Here is a 20,127-nt window from a genome sequence, read left to right on the forward strand (position 1 = left end):
CCTGAATAGGCTTCTTCTGCGCCTCGCGCGCGATTTCAATGTCCGATTTATAGCTCATTGGGCAAAACCCCCGGTTGAATTCCCTGCAAACCGGCGCAGCTGGGCCGGTGCTGGTCAATCCATACCGTTGTGTACAATCCCGATGGATAGAGATTCCGACATATTCAAGCCATGAAACGGCGTAGCGTCATTTCACCGGTTTCAAATCGAAAACGCTTGACGTTTAGGGCGCCCAGGCCCGCTGATCTGGCACGAACAGGCTCATCTGGTCCCCCAACCGCAATTGACCGGGCCGTTCCACCCAAGCAGTCACACCCCTTCGGCCTTGAGCAGCCGGTTTGAAGGACGCCCCGTACCCAGGTTGATCGGCTTCGATCTCACGCCCGGGAATAATGCAGGGGCGGTTTTCCATATCCACGGTTATCGTGACACCGTCGCGGCCCTGCAAACGCGAGGATGGCGGAAGATGTGTAAAGTCCGGAATGCCGCGCAACAAGATGCTGACGCCCAGAAACGACGGATCCAGCCAATCCAACCCCATCTCTTTAGCTGCGGCGTCCATTTCCTCGGCGGACAGAACAGACAATTGGCGCACGTTGCGGATTTCGGTGCCTTGCGGATACAGATTCTTGACCCTGACACATGAGGCCCGGTTGAGACCCTCGTGCCGCTCGCCTTTGTCCCCTGAGAAATCCAGTTTCAAAGCATCGACCGCTCTGGCCCGGATCGAGCCACCCGCGGGCACGTGACCCAGCCAAACAACTTCACCCGTGAATTCTGTTTCTCGCAATACCGGCATTTGAAATCCCCTTCGGCTGCGGGCCGTCAAAATCGTACTAAAAGTCAAGCCAGTCCATTTGAAAAGCTGAAAAGAAAAGACCCGGGACTTTGCCCGGGTCTGATTACTTTATGCCGATGGTTCCGGCTCCATCCCACCGTCGGGCGGGGTCTTTTTGACCTTGGTCTTGGGAATGGCGGTAACGCTGGGCGCGCTGCCCTCATCCGGCTTGTCACCTTCGTCATCACCATCGGTCGGCGATTCGCCATTCATGACTCGCTTGATCTCATCCCCAGTCAGGGTTTCGTATTCCAGCAAGCCTTGCGCCAGACGTTCCCATTCCTCGTTCTTGTCGGACAGGATCTTGTGCGCGCGCTCATAACCCTGCTGGATCAGGCGTTTCACTTCTTCCTCGATCAGCTCTTTGGTATGCGCAGAGACCGAGAAGCCAGCAGTGTTGCCCGAATAGCCGTCATGCGCCTCGGCATAATCAATGTTGCCGACCTTGTCAGACATGCCCCAGCGCATCACCATGGCACGCGCCAACTGGCTGGCCTGCATGATGTCACCAGCGGGACCGTTCGAGACGTGATCTTCACCGTATTTGATCACTTCGGCGGCTTTGCCTGCCATGGTCATGGCCAGCTTTTGCTCACATTCGTCGCGGTGATAGTTCAGACGGTCCATTTCCGGCAACGACACCACCATACCCAACGCGCCACCGCGCGGAATGATGGTCGCCTTGTAGACCGGATCGCACAGCGGCAGCGACAGTCCGACGACCGCGTGACCAGATTCGTGATAGGCGGTCTTTTCCTTCTGGTCTTGCGTCAGCACCATCGAACGGCGCTCGGCACCCATCATCACCTTGTCCTTGGCGTTCTCGAAGTCTTCCATTGTGACAAAGCGACGGCCAACGCGCGCCGCCATCAATGCGGCCTCGTTCACGAGGTTCGCCAGATCAGCGCCCGAGAAGCCCGGAGTACCACGCGCGATGATGCGCAGGTCGACATCGGGACCCAGAGGTGTCTTGCGCGCGTGCACGCCCAGGATCTTCTCGCGGCCTTTGATGTCGGGGTTGCCGACGGTCACGTTGCGGTCAAAACGGCCGGGGCGCAGCAGCGCAGGGTCCAGAACGTCCTTACGGTTGGTGGCCGCCAGAATGATCACACCTTCATTGGCCTCGAACCCGTCCATCTCAACCAGCAACTGGTTGAGCGTCTGTTCGCGTTCGTCGTTCCCGCCGCCATACCCGGCACCACGATGGCGACCGACGGCGTCGATTTCGTCGATGAAGACAATACAGGGCGCATTCTTTTTGGCCTGTTCGAACATGTCACGCACACGGGATGCACCGACACCAACAAACATCTCCACAAAGTCAGAACCTGAGATGGTGAAGAACGGCACACCTGCCTCACCCGCAATCGCACGCGCCAGCAGCGTCTTACCGGTGCCCGGAGGGCCAACCAGCAGCGCGCCTTTCGGGATCTTACCGCCAAGGCGGCTGAACTTCTGCGGGTTACGCAGGAATTCCACGATCTCTTCCAGCTCTTCCTTGGCTTCATCGATGCCTGCGACATCGTCAAATGTCACGCGGCCATGCTTTTCGGTCAGCATCTTGGCCTTGGACTTGCCAAAACCCATCGCGCCGCCTTTTCCACCGCCTTGCATCCGGTTCATGAAATAGACCCAGACACCAATAAGCAGCAGGAACGGCAGCAGCGTGATCAGGAACGACTGGAAACCGGATTGCTGCTGTTTCTCGGCGCGAACCGGAATGTTCTCGTCGATCAGCAGTTTGGTGACCTCGGCATCGCCGGGTTTGATGGTGACATAGTTGGCACCGCTTTGCGTGGTATAGCGAATCTGTTCGCCATCCAAGGTCACATTCTTGACTTCGTCGGCTTGAACGGCGGTTACGAAATCAGAATAAGTTCTTTCATTGCTCTGAAGTGTCCCGCCTGGTCCGCTGAACAAATTGAACAGTGCAAGGATCAGCAAAAACAGAACGACCCAGAAGGCGATGTTACGAGCGTTGCCCAAGGAAAGTCTCCCAAAAGATTTCGGCAGATGGGGGTCTGCCGGGTTGCTCTATAAAATAGAGATGATTCAAGGAGGTTCAATGCGATAAAAAAGAAGAATGAAACTCGGGCGTTCCGGGGGCCAATTCAGCCGTCCATCCTTTCAACAATCTGGCGGTTGGAGCTGACACCAGTTCATCCCCCAGCCAAACAGCGGGTGAAGCCAACAAGACCTGACGTGGTTTACCCAAGTCCCGCCAATCTGGAACCCTAGGCAGGCCTTGCTCGCCTAATGGTCGGATTTGTACACCAGCGGTCGAAGGTCCTGACAGAATCCAGCGTTTGTCCCACGGCTCGCCGGGGCGCGCGATTTCGCCCTGAACGGCGTTTAGCTCTCTGCAAATCCACGTTTTATTGACCTTTGGGACAAACAAACAGCCATTGACCGACGTAGCGATACCCTCTTTAACAGCCTTCACAGCCTGATCCACCGACGTTTGGCGTGGTGGATACCCCGCTCCGGCAATCCATGCGATGCAGCCGATCACAAGCCGGCGCTGGATTTCCTGAGGCAAAGACTGAAAGGCGGTGCGATCCAAGCAAACATCACCGGTTTCCACCACGGCGATTTTTCGGGCGGATTCCTGCGTAAAACGCTCCAACGCCTCACGCGCCTGCGCAAGGTTTTCTGCGACTCGGGTCAAAGAACTGGCCGTGATCCCCAAATCCTTGAGGTCAGACAAGGCCTGGCGCGCCTTGATCCGGTCAAACCGGAGGTCCTGATTCGAGGGATCTTCGATCCAGCCAACTTCCTCACCAGACAAGTAGCTGCGCAATGCTTTCCTCGTAACACCCAGCATCGGTCGCAACATCGTCACGCCATCCAATACCCGTTCAACTGGCATGCCCGATAGGCCCGTAATACCAGCAGCGCGGCCCAGTCGCATCAGGAAGGTTTCGGCCTGATCATCCGCTGTGTGGCCTAACGCAATCGCGTGGATGTCATTATCGCCGGCCCATTCGGTCAACAGCCGATAACGCGCCTTTCTGGCCTGATCCTGAAGGTTCCCCTGACCAGCCCACCCTGTCCATTTCAACGTTTGATGCGAGATACCCAAACGCGCGGCAAGCTCGCTCACCCCCTGCGCCTCGTCCGCGGATTCGGGGCGCAAACCGTGGTCAACGGTTGCTGCAAACAGTTCAACCTGCTCGATTTGGGCAATATCGTTCATTAGCAAAAGCAGGGCGATTGAATCGCCCCCGCCAGAGACAGCCACACCCAGACGCGAAGGAAGGGTCTTGGGCAAACGCGCCCGAATCTCGGCCCGCAGTTCTTCAGCGTTTTCGGTCAAGAACAGCCCAGGCTTGCCATTTCCTGTGTGGCATTGGTGGCCGAGGCCGAAGACGGGAAGCGCACGCCCACCTCGCCAAGAGTGATGCAAGCCTGATCGGTCTGACCCAGACGCCCCAACGCCGAGCCCAACTCAAACAGCGCCTCAGGTGCGAATGCACCTTCGGAATCGCCGGTAAAGCTGGCCAGAAAGGCCCGCGCGGCCTCCCGCGTGTCACCGATCCCAACAAGCGCCCGCCCTCGTTTCAGGTTGGCTTCGGGGGCCAGCGGACTGCCGGGATACGAGGTTTCGAATGTGGCGAATTGCTCCGCTGCGGCCTGATAGTTGCCATCTGCCAGCGCCTGTGATGCGGCATCAAAGTCCGCGCGCTCACCCACTGCAAGTTCACCTTGCTCAGTCGGGGCCGGTGCCGTCGGGTTTGCTGGTGTTGCGGGGGCCGCAGCGGTGATTTCGGTTTCGCCACCCAGGGTCGAGGTCTCACCAAGCGTGCTGAGATCGCCACCTTCCAACTCAACCAAGCGGAATTCCAGATCGCCGATCCGGTTGGTTCCGTCAGTAACAATGTTCTGCACACGTTGGTTCAACTGCTCGGTCTGACGGGTCAGGCGCTGCAATTCAGCCTCAATGGCGTCAACACGTTCCAGAACGGAACTGCCAGCAAGATTGGGTGCCGGAGATCCGGTGGTTGAAAACTCGCGCTTGAGGCGCTGAACCTCGACGTGCAGCACAGTAAGCTCCTGACGGATATCCGCCAGGGTTTGCTGATCCTGTGCACTTGCCACGCCCGCAGTCGCCACGACCGCAGCCAGAACCCATCCTGCAATTCGCATCATCTTACCCCAAAGTTGAACCGGTCAGGACCGTCACCGAACGACGGTTTTTGGAATAGCATTCCTCGGTGCTGCAAATCTCGATCGGGCGTTCCTTTCCGAAACTGACGGTGGTCAACCGGTTGCCCGCGACCCCACGTGAAATGAGGTATTCACGCGCCGCATTGGCGCGACGCGCGCCCAGAGCGAGGTTATACTCGCGAGTACCCTGTTCGTCCGCGTGACCCTCGATCGTGGCGACGAAATCCGTATTGGCCAGCAGCCAGTCTGCCTGTCCCTGCAATATCGTCTGCGCCTGCCCGGTCAGGGTCGACTGATCGACCTCAAACAAAACGCGGTCGCCAACAGTTTGCTGGAAATAGGCCGGTGACTGGGGGTCGCTGGGCGAACCCGGCAGGATCGAGCCGCTACCGCCCGCGCCACCGCCCAGTGCCGAAGGATCGTTGTTGGTACAGGCGGCCATTACACTTAGCACGCCCAATGCTATGACTTTGCTCAATACATTCATTTCAGGTGCCTCGTCGTTTTATTGCTTTATTGCTGTCTCTGTTATCACAGTGCAGGAAATTTGTGAACTTTTCCAACCCCCTGCCCCGATCACTTCTGCAGTGGGCCCCAGGATGGATCGCTGCCACCATCCGGTGTACGTACCGGGCGCAGGTTCCGACCCGAGATATCCACCGAATATAGTGTCGCCCGACCGCTTGCGCCCTGCGATTCACGGGTGAACATGATGACGCGGCCATTCGGCGACCATGTTGGCCCCTCATCCAGGAAGGACGACGTCAGCAGGCGTTCCTCGCTGCCGTCTGTCCGCATGACGCCGATATGGAACCGACCCTTGTTCTGTTTGGTAAAGGCGATCAGGTCACCACGCGGCGACCAGACCGGTGTACCATACCGCCCCTGTTTAAAGCTGATGCGGGTCGCCTCTCCGCCATTTGCGGGCATGATGTACAGTTGAGGTGTGCCAGAGCGGTCGCTTTCGAACACGATCTGCGACCCGTCCGGCGAATAGCTGGGCGCGGTCTCAATGGCAGGTGTGTTCGTCAAGCGCACGCTCTGGCCCGAGGCCAGATCCATTTTCCAAAGGTCCGTGTTGCCGCCCTGAATCAGCGAATAGACGATGGAGCGGCCATCCGGCGAAAAGCGCGGCGAAAAGCTCATGGTGCCGTCTTGTGTCTTCAATTCAGTCCGTTTGACCCGATCAACGTCCAAAACATAAATGCGCGGCTGACCGGTTTCATAGCTGGTGTACAACAGCCGATCTCCCGAGGGCGAAAAGCGTGGGGCCAGAACAATCGCGGCGCTGTCGGTCAGGTACTGAACGTTCGCGCCATCGTAATCCATGATTGCCAGACGCTTCAGACGCTGGTTCTTGGGACCGCTTTCGGACACAAACGCGACGCGGCTGTCAAAGTAACCGCTTTCGCCGGTCACTCGGGTATAAACCTGATCGGTCACTTTGTGTGCCATGCGCCGCCAGCCATCTGTAGTGCCGGAAAACTGCAGACCATTGCCCAATTCCTGGCCCGAAAATACGTCCCAAACGCGAAATCGCACGGTCAGGCGTTTGCCCGAGACATTGACCGCCCCTGTCACCAAGGCCTCAGCATTGATGGCCTTCCAATCGGCAAATTGCACAGGGGCTTCGAAACTGCTGACCCGGCTGATGAATGCGTCAGAAGAAATCTCTCGGAACAGTCCGGTTCCCGTCAGGTCCGCCGCCACGACGCGCGATATGTCGTTTGCGTATTGTGTGGCCGCTGGCCCGTCGGGCACGAAATTCGGCACCGCAAAAGGCAAGGGTTCGATAATCCCCTGATCCAGCTCAAGACGCAGCGGTCCGCTTTGTGCATACACAGGCGCCGCCAAAATTGTCAGGCCAAGCAACAGGCTGGTCAGAAATCTCATCATTTGATCCGCATCCTCTCGGGATTGAATGTAATCTCAATATCCCGCCATTGTTCGTATTTGTCAGCAGGCAGGGTGTATCCTTTGGCCCCGCAGCGCAAAATCGCTCGCCGGGCGGCCTCATAAGCTTGTCTTGCAGACGCATCGGTACCGCCGGAACTATCCAACATGCTCAGGCTACCGCCGAGCACCTTGCCATCCGGTGTCAGCGAGAACCCGACCACAACGACCGTTTGCAGTGCGTCCGTGGACAGGGAACCAACGTTCCAGCACTTCGACACAGCCAGTCGCATAGCATCCTTCTCACCCGCAGTCAGGGGTGGACCAGACGGTTCGCTGCTCTGCCCCAGCGCCTCGGCCAGTGCGTCGTTGATCGCGGTTTCATCACTTGGCGCGGGCTCTGGTTCGGTCGGTTCTTCGGTCTCGGCCACTTCGGGCTGCGCCGGCGGCGTCGGCCGGTTCGGTCGCACCAGCGGGCGCGGAGAGCTGCGCGGCGCATATTCCTTGGCTTCTTCCGCCTCGGTCACGATTTCATCCGTGGCCTCTTCGGGTGCCGTTTGATCCTGCTGTTCTTGCTGAGTTTCAGCTCCCTCGTCCAGCGATACAGCCGGGGATTCAATATCATCTGGCGCGGCTTCAGGCGGCGGCGGTGCGACAGGTTCAGGCGCTACTTTATCCGCAGGTCGCGGCTGTGCCTCGGGCCCTGGCGGGGTGGGCAAAACGACGGCCTCGGGTTCTGGGGGGGCCAATTCGGGGGGCTGTTCGATCACGACCGGTTCAGGAGGAGGGGCCAGCGGTTCTGGTTCCAGCTCTGGCTCTGGCTCATTTGGCTCTGACACTTCAGGTGTCGGAGGTTCCTGCTCCACCGGTTCAGGGGTGGGGATTTCTTCCTCGGGCGCATCGGGCTGTTGCAGGGCGGTTGGTGTCGGCACCTCTGGCGCCTCACTCTGGGCCGTCATCGCTGCGAACTGTTCAGCCGAGATCACCGAGATATCCTGAACAGGCATAGGCAATGGTTCGGACCGAAAGGTGCCGCCAAACAGAGCCCACGAAATCAAACTGACATGGGCAATTGCCGAGATCTTGGTGCCGGTATCCACCGCGCGGCCTCACTCTCCACCTTCGTCCAGCGCGGGGCCGCCGGTGTCGGTCACCAGCCCCACATTGGAAAACCCACCTGCATTCAGCGCACCCATAACCTGCATAACCTGCGCATAAGGGATCGCACCGTCCGCGCGCAGGAACACCCGGTCACTGCTGCGTTCTGCCGCAATGGCGCGCAGCTTGCCAATCAACTCTTCGCGGGCAACATCGGTGGTTTGAATCTGAACGCGCCCTTCTGCAGTCATCGTGACTGTCAGCGGTTCTTCGTTATCGCCCGGCAATGCGCTTGCCGCCGTCTTGGGCAGGTCCACCGGCACGCCAACGGTTAGCAGCGGTGCCGCCACCATAAAGATGATCAGCAACACCAGCATAACGTCTACAAACGGCGTCACGTTGATCTCGGCCATCGGCTGCGCCCGCCCGCGTCGACGGCCGCGTCTGCGCCCGTTCCCGCCTCCGTTCTGCTGAACCGCCGCACCCATCTTAGCTGTCCAACTGACGCGACAGAATGGTGGCGAACTCGTCGGCAAAAGCCTCGTAGCCACCCACGATCCGATCACTATCTGAACTGAGTTTGTTGTAGAAAATTACCGCCGGGATCGCAGCCAACAGACCCAGGCCCGTGGCCAAAAGCGCTTCGGCAATGCCGGGTGCCACAACGGCCAGGTTGGTGTTTTGCTGCTCGGCAATCTCAATAAACGCGTTCATGATGCCCCAAACGGTCCCGAACAGGCCAATGAACGGCGCGGTCGAGCCCACCGTCGCCAAAATGGGCAAACCTTTTTGCAGTGTCTCGGACTCTTTGGCGATTGCTACGTCCATCGAGCGGTCAATCCGCGCAGTGGCACCCGCGATCAGCCCGCCATCCGTTCGGTGCGACCTGCGCCATTCGATCATGCCAGCGGCAAAAATCTTCTCGGAACTGCCGTCGGGCTGCGATCCGATATGTTCGAACAGCTCGTCCAGCGGGTTGCCGGACCAGAAGGCCTCGTCAAACACCTGCGCCTCGCGGCGGGCCGCGCGAAAGTTGATCAATTTCTGAATGATAATCGCCCAAGACCAGATGGATGCAGCGATCAGCATCAACATCACCAGTTTGACGACAAAGGTCGCGCGGGCATACAGCCCCCACATGGAGAAATCGATCTCCTGCGCCAGCGCCAGCGTTTCAGCTTCCATGAACCTGCTCTTTGTTTTTTGCCTGACGGCCGTTCGTTTGGCCTTGTTTTTCCAAACGCTATCGCAGTTGGTTATGAAAAGCCAACATAACCACCCCTGACCGACAAATTGTTACATCAATGCGCGAATCTCTGCCGGAAGGCGGACCGGCTTGCCCTGCGCATTCATACAAACAGCAGTCACCGAGGCGCGGAAGATCTCGGTCTCCCCCCTCTTGACCAACTGACCCATGGTCAGCCGCACACCAGAGATTGACGACAGCCAAGTTTCAACAATCAGCTCATCATCGAACTTCGCGGGCGCGACGTAATCCGCCTCGATCCGGCGCACGACCCAGACGATCCCGCCATCGCGCATCGCGTTCTGATCATTGCCCAGACGGCGCACATAGTCAGATCGCGCGCGTTCGATAAACTTGAGGTAATTCGCGTGGTATACGACCCCGCCCATATCGGTGTCTTCATAGTAGACCCGGATCGGAAAGATATGCTTGTGGGGCGCATCAGCTTCATTGGCCATGATATCAGGTCCGGTCTCTCAAATATGTAACGCGCGGGGCAAATCCTGCTCTGAAACAGATGCATGGTTGTCGCGGTTCCTGCAATCCCTTGTGGGGACAAAGTTCCCACCTTCCCAAGTCCGCTATCGAAATTCGAAGATTTGCCCTCTAGGCTTTCATACATACCAAGTGAATCCGACAGGAGTTTCAATGGCTAAAGGACCAAAAGAAGAGAGGATGTTCTTTCTTCCTGTCCTTCAGGGCATCTTGCCGTTCAACCGCGCGACCTTGCCTGCGGAAATTTTGGCAGGCCTGACCTTTGCCTGCCTCGCGATCCCCGAGGTCATGGGCTACACAAAGATCGCAGGCACACCGGTTGTGACTGGGTTGTACACCATCCTTATCCCAATGGCGCTGTTCGCGCTGTTCGGTTCGTCCCGCCATCTTGTTGTGGGCGCGGATTCTGCTACGGCGGCGATTACGGCCTCGGCCCTGGCCGGCATGGCAGTGTCGGGTTCGTCCGAGTATCTGGCGTTGGCGTCCCTTTTGGCGCTGATGGCAGCTGTTCTTCTGATTGCCGCACGCCTCATCGGCTTGGGGTTTTTGGCTGATTTCCTATCCCGGACAGTTCTTGTCGGGTTCCTGACAGGCGTGGGCATTCAAGTCGCGACCGGAGAAATCCCCGGCCTGTTAGGGATCGAAAGCGAAGGTCATGGGACCATCGCCAAGCTTCAGGCAACCATTCAGAACATCGACCAGACAAGCTGGCCCACATTGACGGTGGCGGCGGCAGTTCTGCTGATCGTCGTCGGATGCCGGCAGCTGTCACCGAAACTGCCCGGCCCGTTATTCGCCATACTTGGGGTAATCCTGTGCAGCTGGGCGTTCCAATTCGCCGCATCCGGCATCGCGGTACTGGGTTCGGTTCCCAGCGGCTTGCCTGCGCTCTCTGTCCCGAACGTGGATTGGAGCTGGACCCTGTTCAAACAATTGCTGCCAACCGCGCTGTCCATTTTCGTTGTGATCTTGGCCCAAAGCGCCGCAACTTCGCGGGCCTATGCCGCACGCTACGAAGAGAAGTTCAGCGAGAACACTGACCTTGTCGGGCTGGGTCTGGCCAATCTTGGGGCAGCCTTCACGGGCACATTCGTTGTAAATGGCAGCCCGACAAAAACCGAGATGGTGGCCAGCGCCGGTGGCCGCAGTCAGGTGGCACAACTGACGACCGTCTTGATCGTCTTGGTGGTCATATTGTTCCTGACCGGCCCGCTGGCCTACCTGCCGAATGCGGCACTGTCTGCAGTCGTGTTCCTGATCGGCCTGAAACTGATCGACCTGAAAGGCCTGATTGCAATTTACAGGCAAGCCCGATCAGAATTCTGGATTGCAGTCGCCACGGCTGCGGTTGTCGTCATCGTTGGGGTCGAACAAGGCATCATCTTTGCGATGGTGCTGTCATTGATCGACCATACCCGCCGCGGCTACCGCCCCAAAAATTCAGTGATCGTCAAAACCAAAGACGGTGGTTGGCATTCAAAACCCATTTCCGTGCCAAACCAATTCGAACCCGGGCTCGTCATCTATCGCTTCTCGCACAGCCTTTACTACGCGAATGCACAGCGGCTTTCGGATGAGATTGCGACAATCACCCATGATTCAGATAACAAAGTACGTTGGTTCTGCATCGAAGCCTCGGCCATCGATGACATCGACTTCACCGCGGGCTACACGCTGCGCAATGTCCTCAAGCTCCTGCAGGCAAGGAACATCCGGCTGGTATTCCTCGTGATCGAACCGCATGTCCGGTCAGAGTTGGACAGGTACGGCGTGACCAATTTGGTGGGCGACGACGCATTTTTTGACACGGGAAGCGATCTATTGACCGCTTTCCAACACCGCAACACATCCAAATCGTAGATGGTCTCAGCTTAAATCACTGCGGCTGCTGCATTCGTGCAAACAATCGCAAGCCATGTGCCGGGTCCTGCGCTGCCCTCGGCAAAACCGGATCATAGGCTGCCCGGATCAGCCCGGCGATGTCGGGGCGCAGGACTGTCACCCCCTCGGCGACCGCCAGCGGCGATTGCGTTCTGAACGCAGTGTCCGACCACAGCAAAATGGTCTGCACCACCTGGCTGAGCGCCAGTGTCTCGGCCGGAATCTTGGACAGCTCTTTGTCCATGCGCAGGAAAACAAACGCGGCTCGAATCGCACCGTCCTCTTCAAAGCGGAACACGCGATACTGATTTGCATCCGCCGCGATCAGCCGGTCCACCAGCGGGGCAAGATCGGGAACCAACCGATCCAGATCTGGAACTTCTAGCAGCTCCTTCCAGTCGCGGAAAAAGAACACCATGCAGTTCGCACCAAGTTCCGGATCCGTTTCGGCCATCTTATGATCGGCCAGGCTAACCACGGCCTCAAACGCGCCCTTGACGGTGTTCAGGGTTTCATCCTCGACCCCAAAGACGATAGGCACGATGGGCCGACCCCAACGCGCAAACAGGAACTCTCCGCTTTCACGGGTGAACAACGACTGAATGTCTTCGGGGGTCACGCCCAATCCTTCATCTTTTCGAAAGTACTCTTGCCGAAGGCATAAAATCTAAAGGCCTCAGCTTCAACCAAACAGATCGCTCTGGCCCTTTGGTGCCGACATTCCCAGATGCGTCCAAGCCTTCTGCGCCAACATCCGACCGCGTGGCGTGCGCTGGATCAGCCCTTGCTGCAACAAATAGGGCTCGATCACGTCCTCCAGCGAATCGCGACTTTCCGACAACGCAGCCGACAGGGTCTCAATCCCGACCGGACCACCGGCATAGTTCTCAGCAATCAGCTTAAGGTATCGCCGGTCGGCACCATCCAAGCCCAGATTATCCACTCCCAACCGCGTCAGCGCGCCATCCGCCAGATCCAGGGTGATACGTCCATCGCCCTCGACGATGGCGAAATCCACCACCCGTCGCAGCAATCGCCCTGCGATCCGCGGGGTCCCGCGCGATCGGCGCGCAATTTCTCTGGCGCCCGCATCATCAGCAGGCGCGCCCAGTTTGCGGGCATTGCGCGTAACGATCTCGTGCAACTCGTCCACTGTGTAGAACTGCAACCGCGTCGGAATGCCAAATCGGTCGCGCAATGGGGTGGTCAGCAAGCCCATCCGCGTCGTTGCTCCGACCAAAGTAAACGGCTGCAGCTCAATCCGCACAGTCCGCGCTGCCGGGCCTTCGCCGATCACCAGATCCAGCTCGAAATCCTCCATCGCCGGATACAGAACCTCTTCGACGGCCGGGTTCAGACGGTGGATTTCGTCGATGAACAGCACATCGCGGGATTCCAGATTGGTCAGGATCGCCGCCAGATCACCCGCCTTGGCCAGAACCGGCCCCGAGGTCATGCGGAAATTCACCCCCAACTCGCGCGCCATGATTTGTGCCAGCGTCGTTTTACCCAGACCCGGAGGGCCATGAAACAGCGTGTGATCCATCGCCTCGCTCCGCATACGCGCGGATTGGATAAAGATGCGCAAATTTGCCCTCGCCTCGGCCTGACCGATGAATTCGTCTAACCCCTGCGGACGCAGGGCGCGGTCGTTATCCTCGGGCAAGGGATCGGGGCGCAATGTGGGATCGGCGTCTACCATTCAGTTACCCTTTCGGAGCCAGCAACTTGAGCGCCGCCCGGATCAATTCAGCCTCGCCTGCATCCGGTAGGCTGGCGGCCGCTTCGGCCACGGCCGAGGCCGCCTCGGATGGTCCGTACCCTAAATTGCCAAGGGCTGACAGTGCCCCCGCCGAAGCTGCGGCAGACCCCGAGGCAGGCTTGGCCGCCTGTTTGGGCGCTGTTGCCGGTTCAGACAGCTCAACAACTTCCAATCCGGGACCGTCCATCGCTTCGGTCACGGTCCCGCCCATCGCCATAACACCCGGCGCTTTGTCTTTTAGATCCAGCACGATCCGCTGCGCCGTCTTTGGGCCCACGCCTTTCGCCGCCTTGACGGCACCCCAATCCCCAAGCGCAATGGCACGGCTGACCCCATCCGGACCCAGCGCGGACAGTATAGCGAGCGAGACCTTGGCCCCAACGCCCTGAACCGAACACAGCAGGCGATGCCATTCCTTTTCGACCAGAGACAAAAACCCGAAAAGCTGCATCAGGTCCTCGCGCACCACCAAATCGGTATAGATCGAGACAGCCTCGCCAACGCCCGGCAGTGCGGCCATGGTCCGGTCCGAGCAGTAAACCAGGTATCCAACCCCACGCACGTCGATCAACACGTGATCCGCTGCGCGATAGTCCAGTCGTCCGGTCAGTTTCCCGATCATGCCCGCACCTCTTTCACGCGCGCCTGCGGCGCTGCGCCGTAATATGAATGACAGATGGCAATCGCCAGCGCATCCGCGGCATCCGCCCCTTTGGGCTTACAGCCCGGCAGTTGCAATTTGACCATATGAAGAACCTGCTCTTTCTCGGCATGCCCAACGCCCACAACCGTTTTCTTAACCCGGTTGGGCGCGTATTCACCCACGGGCAGCCCTGCTTGCGCCAGCGTCAACAACGCCACACCACGCGCCTGGCCCAGCTTCAGCGTACCAGCCCCATCCTTATTGACGAAGGTCTGTTCGATGGCCGCCTGATCGGGCTGATGTTCTGCAATGACTTCGACGATTTGATTGTAGAGAGACAGCAAACGCTCGCCCAAATCGTCCCCGTCAGACTTGCACAGTCCGTTGGCGACGTGGCTCAGGCGGCTGCCATGCGATTCGATGACGCCCCATCCCAGGGTCCTAAGCCCCGGATCAATGCCCAAAATCCGCATATTTCGCCTCGGCCTGCTCGAGTTTTTGTAATCTTTTTTACGGATTAGCACGAAGCGTGAACATTTTCCAAGCGAATTGACAGAGAGTACAAAAACGACAGACCTGTTTCACACGCGACAAAACGGCCAATTTGCGACAGGCAAAAGTCTGAAATCGACACGTTTCATGAAGCAAAAATGGCCAATAAATTAAGGGGTTCTAATGAATCTTGAGCCCTGCAAAAAACGCATAGGACAGTTGCAATTTCCGCACTTGCACAGCCGATTTGGCGGCACTAGATGCCGCTCAGAACGAACGATCAAAACGTAAACTCAAACCAGAAGGAAACAGGATATGGCTGCACTGGACACAACCCGCACCACCACTGGCTCATTCGGCCTCGTTGGCCGTATCGGCGCATATTTCGCATCGGTCGTGAACGCCGTTGTCGAATGGAATGACGCCCGTGTGACACGTAACACGCTGAGCGGTCTGACAGATCGCGAACTGGAAGATATCGGACTGTGCCGTGGCGATATTGACGTCGTGGCCGAAGGTCGTCGTTAAGATTTAACGCACCGCCCACTCATATGCCCCTTCCCTCCCTCGGGGGCAAAGCAGAACGCCGCGCATGCAGAATGCGCGGCGTTTCTGATTCATTGGCCTGATGTTAGGGCAGCAGCCGTGCCAACTGTTCCGAAAGCATCAGCGATACCGGATCGATTTGCATCACCCAAGCACCGGCTTGTTCAACCGAAGTGCCCTCGTTCAATGCATCAACCCTGTATTGATAGCCCGAAGGCCCAAGGCTGGTCAGCAAGAACGTCTTGAATGCGAACAACCCAAGCAGACACATCAGAAGAACCTTCAGGGGCAAAGCAGACTTTACCCTCTGCGGTTTCATCACAACCAACCCGTCCTTGCGCATCGTCGCACGATAGCCACGGCTTAGTTTTGCGTGTTTCTTGTTCAGGCGATTCACGCGCTGATCAAATTCTAGTTGTTTTCCCGTCATGGCAGCCTCCAAAACCGCCCCCCGTTTCCACGTTAAGACGGTAGAAACAGAATGCGACAAAATCGAGGCAAAACTCCAGAAAGCTCCAGCAAATGGCCCAAATTTAGCCCTGTTTGCTTAATATTAGCGTCGTCCACTCACCAATTTGGTCATTTTTCTCTAAATTGAACCCGTTTTGTACATAAACAGAAACCACATCATCGGCTTGTTCGTTAAGGATTCCAGACAAAATTGCGTATCCACCGACGCGCAGATTCGCTGCGATTTCGGGGGCCAGAGCAATCAGTGGCCCCTTGAGGATATTTGCGAAAATCAGATCGTAAGGTGCGATCGCGCCCAGATCGGGATGGTCAAAGCCCGCCGCTTCCACGCAACGGACCTTGCCTGCCATGCCATTGGCCTTCAGGTTGGCTTCGGCGACATCAACAGCCACTTCGTCGATATCACTGGCGATGATCTCACCTTCCCAGACCCGCGCGGCCGCCATGGCCAGCACGGCAGTGCCGCAGCCGATATCGGCCACTTTGGTCGCCGTGAACCCTTGGCTCAGAAGATGGTCCAGCGCCTTTAGGCATCCCAACGTGGTGCCGTGGTGGCCGGTGCCAAAGGCCATTGCAGCCTCGATCAGTAGCGGGATACGTCCCTCGGGCAGCTTGTCAGCGTCATGGCTGCCATAGACAAAGAACCGTCCAGCATCGACCGGTGCCAGTTCCCGGCGCACATGGGCCACCCAATCCGTATCGGGCAGTTCTGACACAACAAAAGGCTTGGCCTCAAACGCGGCGGCTAGAACGGCCAGAGCGGTTTCGTCCGGAGTTTCCGTGAAGTACCCACCAACTTCCCAGAGGCCCGAGCCATCCTCGACCTCGAATACACCTACGCCGGTTGGTTCCGGATCCAGACGCTCCATCGCTTCGCCCAGCCCTTCGGCAGCTTTTTTACCGGTCAGTGTAGTCAGCGCAGTGAATGTGGGCATGGGGGCCTCCTGTATCGATTGACACAGCGCCTATGGCGATGGCTCGCCAAGGTCAAGCATTGGCGCTTACTCGGCAGGTGCCGGCGCGTATTTCGACAAGATCGTTTCATTTCCCGGTTCCGGGTGCCGCGGGATCAGCAAGGACAAACCCAACGAGATCATCGCCATCGCAGCGGCCAGTGCAAAGACTGCACCGGGCGAGATGACCCACAGCAGGCCCAGAAGCGCAGGAAGGAACACAGCGGCGATATGGTTGATCGTGAACGCAACGGCCGCAGTCGGTGCAATATCCGCAGGATCGGCGATTTTCTGAAAGTAGGTCTTCAGGGCAAGCGCTAATGCGAAAAGAACATGGTCGATCACATATAGGGTTGCAGCCAGCACCACGCCCCAACCGAACCAGTAGATACCGCCATAGGCCGCAAAAACGATCGCCAAGCCGGTGTATTCGAAGATCAGCGTGCGGCGCTCACCGAACAACGATACAGCCTTACCCAGCATCGGAGCCGCCGCCATATTGATCACCAGATTGATCAGATAAAGGCTGGTCAGCTCGTGCACTTCAAACCCAAACTTCTCGACCATCATGAAGCCCGCGAAGACAACAAAGATCTGCCGCCGCGCGCCGGCCATGAACTGTAGTGCGTAATACAGCCAGTAGCGACGACGCAGGATCAGTTTTTTAGTCTGTGGAGTTGGCGAGTCAAACTGCGGAAAGGCGAACAGACAGAACACCGCCAGCAGGGCGGTCACACCACCAGCGGCCATGAATACAATGTTGTAGGATAGATCAAACCGGTCCCAGGTCAGAACGATCAGGCCATAGACTACTGCCGTCGCGGCTGACCCCATGGCAACAAGCCAGCCCAATACCTGTGGCGCGCGGTCCTTGGGCAGCCATTGCAACTGCAGCGACTGATTTACTGTTTCGTAATAGTGAAACCCGATCGAACTGAAGAGGGTGACAAACAGCAACCCACCAAGGCTGGGAAACCATGCTGTCAACGCAGTTGCCACGCCCAGCATCATCAGCGAGATCATCGCCAATACCTGCTCGCGCACGAAAATGATCACCGCGATCACGCCAACAGCAAGAAATCCAGGGATCTCCCGCACAGTGTGCAGTAACCCAATGTCGGCCCCGTCAAAATTCGCCACCTCGATGACGAAATTGTTCAACAGCGCGCTCCAAGCGTTGAAGGCAATCGGCATCGTCAGCGCCATGACGAACAAGAGCGTCACAGGGCGGCGCCAGAACGGAAGGCTCTGCGCCTCGGACAGGGGCATCGGTTTCAACATGGGACTCCTCTACGCCCATTTTCAGATTTTGGCGAGGCCGAAGCAGTGCGCGCACAATCGATCTGCGCTGATGCAGAGGTCAGTAGAAACTCTGCGGATCGATATCCACGGTCAAACGCAAGTCACCTTTCAGGCGCAAGGGTGCGATCCAGCGTGCTATCGCGTCCTGAATCGGGGCGCCCTTGGGTGCCTTGACCAGCAATCGCACGCGGTGTCTGCCGCGAATCCGCGCAATAGGCGCCGGAGCCGGGCCAAAGACCTGTGCCCCGATATCGCGCAGCGGCGCATCGTTGCGGGCCATTGCATTCCCGATATCAAAAACTGGTCCAACCTCAGGTCCGGACAGGACGATCCCTGCCATACGGCCGTATGGCGGCACACCCGCCGCCTGCCGTCCTGCGGCCTCGGCCTTCCAAAATCCTTCTTCGTCACCTGAAAGAATAGCGCGGATTACGGGATGCTCGGGCTGGAATGTCTGCAACAGGGCCTGCCCTGGCTTGTCCGCCCGGCCTGCCCGACCCGCGACTTGCCGCATCAACTGGAATGTCCGCTCAGCGGCGCGCAGGTCCGCCCCGTGCAGACTGAGGTCGGCATCGATTACCCCGACCAAAGTCAGATTGGGAAAGTTGTGCCCCTTGGCAACCAACTGCGTACCGATGACGATATCGGCATCGCCCTCGGCAATCTCTTCGATCTTAGCCTTCAGGGCGCGAGCCGAGCCGAACAAATCGGAACTCAGCATCGCGATCTTGGCGTCGGGAAACGTCGCCTCAGCCTCTTCGGCCAGCCGCTCGATCCCCGGGCCGACCGGGGCCAACTTGCCCTCGACGCCGCATGAGGGACATTCCTCAGGCATCGGCTTGGTCTCACCGCATTGGTGACACATCAGCCGTTTCAGAAACCGGTGCTCGACCATCCGCGCGTCGCAATGATCGCAGGCAATCTGCTCCCCGCAAGCGCGGCACAGGGTCACCGGCGCATACCCACGGCGGTTGATGAACAGCAGCGATTGCTCACCCTTCTCGATCCGCTGCATCACCGCCTGCCGCAAAGACGGAGAAATCCACGTCCCCGGTTGCATCTGTTCGGCGCGCATGTCGATGGGCTTCATCTCCGGCAACACCGCCGCCCCGAACCGCGAGGTCAGATCGACCCGGTCGTATTTTCCCGCCTCGGCGTTGGCCCAGCTTTCCAGCGAAGGTGTTGCGCTGGCCAGAATCACCCGCCCGCCACAAATTGCAGACCGCAGAACAGCCATGTCCCGCGCGCTGTAATGCACGCCGTCCTCTTGTTTGTACGAGGTGTCGTGTTCCTCATCGACCACCACCAAGCCAAGGTTGCGAAACGGCAGGAACAAAGCTGACCGCGCACCAATCACCATTTGCGCATCTCCCTGCCCGACCATCCGCCAGACCCGGCGGCGTTCCGTCATGGTCGCACCGGAATGCCATTCGGCTGGGCGTGCACCGAACCGCGCCTCAACCCGCGTCAGGAATTCCGCTGTCAGAGCGATCTCGGGCAGCAGAACCAAGGCTTGTCGGCCCATCCGCAGCGCCTCGGCTACAGCCTCCAAATACACTTCGGTCTTGCCCGAACCCGTCACGCCCTTAAGCAGCGTGGTTCCATATTCCCCGGACCGCTGGCCCTGCTGCAACTTCTCAACCGCCGCAGCCTGATCGTCGGTCAAAGCTTTGCCCGGCAAATCCGGATCCAGATTCGGATAGGGCAAATCGCGCGGGCTGTCTTCTTCCCGTACAGCTCCCTGCTTGACCAACCCTTTGACGACCGAAGACGTCACTCCGGCCTGTTCGGCGAGTTCTTTCAGTGTGAACGCCAGCCCGCCATAGTTGCGGAGTACCTCCAGCACACGGGTGCGTGCGTCGGTCATCCGGTCCGGCTCGCCATTACCCAGCCGATAAACCTTACGCATCGACGGCGGATCACCCAAACCCGGCGCCCTGGTTGCCAGCCGCAACATCGCGGACATCGGTGTCAGGGTGTAATCGGCAACCTTCCCCAGAAACAGCCGCATTTCTTCGCGCATTGGCGCGACCTCAAGCACGCGGATCACGGATCGCGCCTTGTTCAGGTCGAACCCGCCCTGTCCCGGCCCCCAGACGACACCCAGTACTTTGCGCGGCCCCAGCGGAACCTCTACGAACGCCCCCAGAAAACAGCCCCCCTCGGGGGCCTTGTAATCCAGCGTCCGGTCCAGCGGCTGTGCGGTCAGAACCGCAACCAGCTCTCCGTGGTCGAAATACTCCTGAGTGCTCAACGCATATCCTTGGGCTCGGGGGTTCCAGCATGGGTCTCTTTGAGGTAAAGCCATCCGCGACCAAGGCCAACCCATCAAAGGACTGC

General features: G+C 58.4%; 20 protein-coding genes. 2 read left to right on the top strand and 18 right to left on the bottom strand.

The window, feature by feature from the left end; genetic code table 11:
• Window positions 1-223 precede the first annotated feature (223 nt).
• From AC2FGC_RS17920 to ybgC, 10 genes are all read right to left on the bottom strand, one after another.
• Window positions 224-799 carry an MOSC domain-containing protein gene (locus AC2FGC_RS17920; protein ID WP_496726877.1) on the bottom strand — a complete coding sequence of 192 codons (576 nt, stop codon included), beginning with the start codon at window positions 797-799 and terminating at the stop codon, window positions 224-226.
• A 108-nt stretch (window positions 800-907) separates the two neighbouring features.
• The gene (ftsH, locus tag AC2FGC_RS17925) at window positions 908-2,824 is read right to left on the bottom strand and encodes an ATP-dependent zinc metalloprotease FtsH (RefSeq protein ID WP_058279522.1); all 1,917 of its coding nucleotides are present in this window, start codon (window positions 2,822-2,824) and stop codon (window positions 908-910) included.
• Between the two features lie 76 nt (window positions 2,825-2,900).
• Window positions 2,901-4,154 (bottom strand): tRNA lysidine(34) synthetase TilS, encoded by a 1,254-nt coding sequence (gene tilS / locus AC2FGC_RS17930; RefSeq protein ID WP_496783057.1) that lies wholly within the window; start codon window positions 4,152-4,154, stop codon window positions 2,901-2,903.
• Window positions 4,151-4,984 carry a tol-pal system protein YbgF gene (ybgF, locus tag AC2FGC_RS17935; protein WP_472724239.1) on the bottom strand — a complete coding sequence of 278 codons (834 nt, stop codon included), beginning with the start codon at window positions 4,982-4,984 and terminating at the stop codon, window positions 4,151-4,153. Before ybgF ends, tilS begins: the two co-directional genes overlap by 4 nt.
• A 4-nt stretch (window positions 4,985-4,988) precedes the next feature.
• On the bottom strand, window positions 4,989-5,492 hold the full coding sequence (gene pal, locus AC2FGC_RS17940; RefSeq protein ID WP_496726873.1) for a peptidoglycan-associated lipoprotein Pal: 504 nt from the start codon (window positions 5,490-5,492) through the stop codon (window positions 4,989-4,991).
• Window positions 5,493-5,581: 89 nt separating this feature from the next.
• Window positions 5,582-6,901, bottom strand: a complete 1,320-nt coding sequence (gene tolB / locus AC2FGC_RS17945; RefSeq protein WP_496783059.1) for a Tol-Pal system beta propeller repeat protein TolB — start codon at window positions 6,899-6,901, stop codon at window positions 5,582-5,584.
• Window positions 6,898-7,998: a cell envelope integrity protein TolA gene (gene tolA / locus AC2FGC_RS17950; RefSeq protein WP_496783061.1), complete on the bottom strand. Its 1,101-nt coding sequence runs from the start codon at window positions 7,996-7,998 to the stop codon at window positions 6,898-6,900. Before tolA ends, tolB begins: the two co-directional genes overlap by 4 nt.
• A gap of 9 nt (window positions 7,999-8,007) precedes the next feature.
• Window positions 8,008-8,484, bottom strand: a complete 477-nt coding sequence (gene tolR, locus AC2FGC_RS17955; RefSeq protein WP_108861016.1) for a protein TolR — start codon at window positions 8,482-8,484, stop codon at window positions 8,008-8,010.
• A gap of 1 nt (window position 8,485) precedes the next feature.
• A complete protein-coding gene (gene tolQ, locus AC2FGC_RS17960) occupies window positions 8,486-9,181 on the bottom strand; it encodes a protein TolQ (RefSeq protein ID WP_496735481.1) in 696 nt (231 codons plus the stop codon).
• Window positions 9,182-9,292: 111 nt separating this feature from the next.
• Entirely contained in the window at window positions 9,293-9,700 is a 408-nt protein-coding gene (gene ybgC, locus AC2FGC_RS17965) for a tol-pal system-associated acyl-CoA thioesterase (RefSeq protein ID WP_058273220.1), read from the bottom strand.
• A 190-nt stretch (window positions 9,701-9,890) separates the two neighbouring features.
• Between ybgC and AC2FGC_RS17970 the strand changes: the two genes are divergently transcribed.
• The gene (locus AC2FGC_RS17970) at window positions 9,891-11,597 is read left to right on the top strand and encodes a SulP family inorganic anion transporter (protein ID WP_496783065.1); all 1,707 of its coding nucleotides are present in this window, start codon (window positions 9,891-9,893) and stop codon (window positions 11,595-11,597) included.
• A 16-nt stretch (window positions 11,598-11,613) separates the two neighbouring features.
• Here the strand turns inward: AC2FGC_RS17970 and AC2FGC_RS17975 are convergent, their stop codons facing one another.
• From AC2FGC_RS17975 to ruvC, 4 genes are all read right to left on the bottom strand, one after another.
• Window positions 11,614-12,237: a hypothetical protein gene (locus AC2FGC_RS17975; RefSeq protein WP_496726869.1), complete on the bottom strand. Its 624-nt coding sequence runs from the start codon at window positions 12,235-12,237 to the stop codon at window positions 11,614-11,616.
• 63 nt (window positions 12,238-12,300) lie between these two features.
• Entirely contained in the window at window positions 12,301-13,320 is a 1,020-nt protein-coding gene (ruvB, locus tag AC2FGC_RS17980) for a Holliday junction branch migration DNA helicase RuvB (protein WP_496726868.1), read from the bottom strand.
• A 4-nt stretch (window positions 13,321-13,324) separates the two neighbouring features.
• Window positions 13,325-14,002, bottom strand: a complete 678-nt coding sequence (gene ruvA, locus AC2FGC_RS17985) for a Holliday junction branch migration protein RuvA (protein ID WP_496726867.1) — start codon at window positions 14,000-14,002, stop codon at window positions 13,325-13,327.
• On the bottom strand, window positions 13,999-14,496 hold the full coding sequence (gene ruvC / locus AC2FGC_RS17990; RefSeq protein ID WP_058273216.1) for a crossover junction endodeoxyribonuclease RuvC: 498 nt from the start codon (window positions 14,494-14,496) through the stop codon (window positions 13,999-14,001). The genes ruvA and ruvC overlap by 4 nt, the downstream gene beginning before the upstream one ends.
• Before the next feature lie 334 nt (window positions 14,497-14,830).
• On the opposite strand from ruvC, the gene AC2FGC_RS17995 reads away from it, so the two are divergent.
• Window positions 14,831-15,043 carry a DUF1127 domain-containing protein gene (locus AC2FGC_RS17995; protein WP_108861009.1) on the top strand — a complete coding sequence of 71 codons (213 nt, stop codon included), beginning with the start codon at window positions 14,831-14,833 and terminating at the stop codon, window positions 15,041-15,043.
• Between the two features lie 103 nt (window positions 15,044-15,146).
• On the opposite strand, the gene AC2FGC_RS18000 is transcribed toward AC2FGC_RS17995, so the two are convergent.
• From AC2FGC_RS18000 to AC2FGC_RS18015, 4 genes are all read right to left on the bottom strand, one after another.
• Window positions 15,147-15,491, bottom strand: a complete 345-nt coding sequence (locus tag AC2FGC_RS18000; RefSeq protein WP_496726866.1) for a hypothetical protein — start codon at window positions 15,489-15,491, stop codon at window positions 15,147-15,149.
• Between the two features lie 103 nt (window positions 15,492-15,594).
• Window positions 15,595-16,467, bottom strand: coding sequence for a 50S ribosomal protein L11 methyltransferase (locus tag AC2FGC_RS18005; protein WP_496726865.1), 873 nt, complete (start codon window positions 16,465-16,467; stop codon window positions 15,595-15,597).
• Window positions 16,468-16,533: 66 nt separating this feature from the next.
• The gene (locus AC2FGC_RS18010) at window positions 16,534-17,766 is read right to left on the bottom strand and encodes an MFS transporter (RefSeq protein ID WP_282170787.1); all 1,233 of its coding nucleotides are present in this window, start codon (window positions 17,764-17,766) and stop codon (window positions 16,534-16,536) included.
• Between the two features lie 79 nt (window positions 17,767-17,845).
• On the bottom strand, window positions 17,846-20,041 hold the full coding sequence (locus tag AC2FGC_RS18015; protein ID WP_496783068.1) for a primosomal protein N': 2,196 nt from the start codon (window positions 20,039-20,041) through the stop codon (window positions 17,846-17,848).
• Window positions 20,042-20,127: the final 86 nt, after the last annotated feature.

The sequence above is a fragment of the Ruegeria sp. CDSC054 genome (assembly GCF_059610645.1).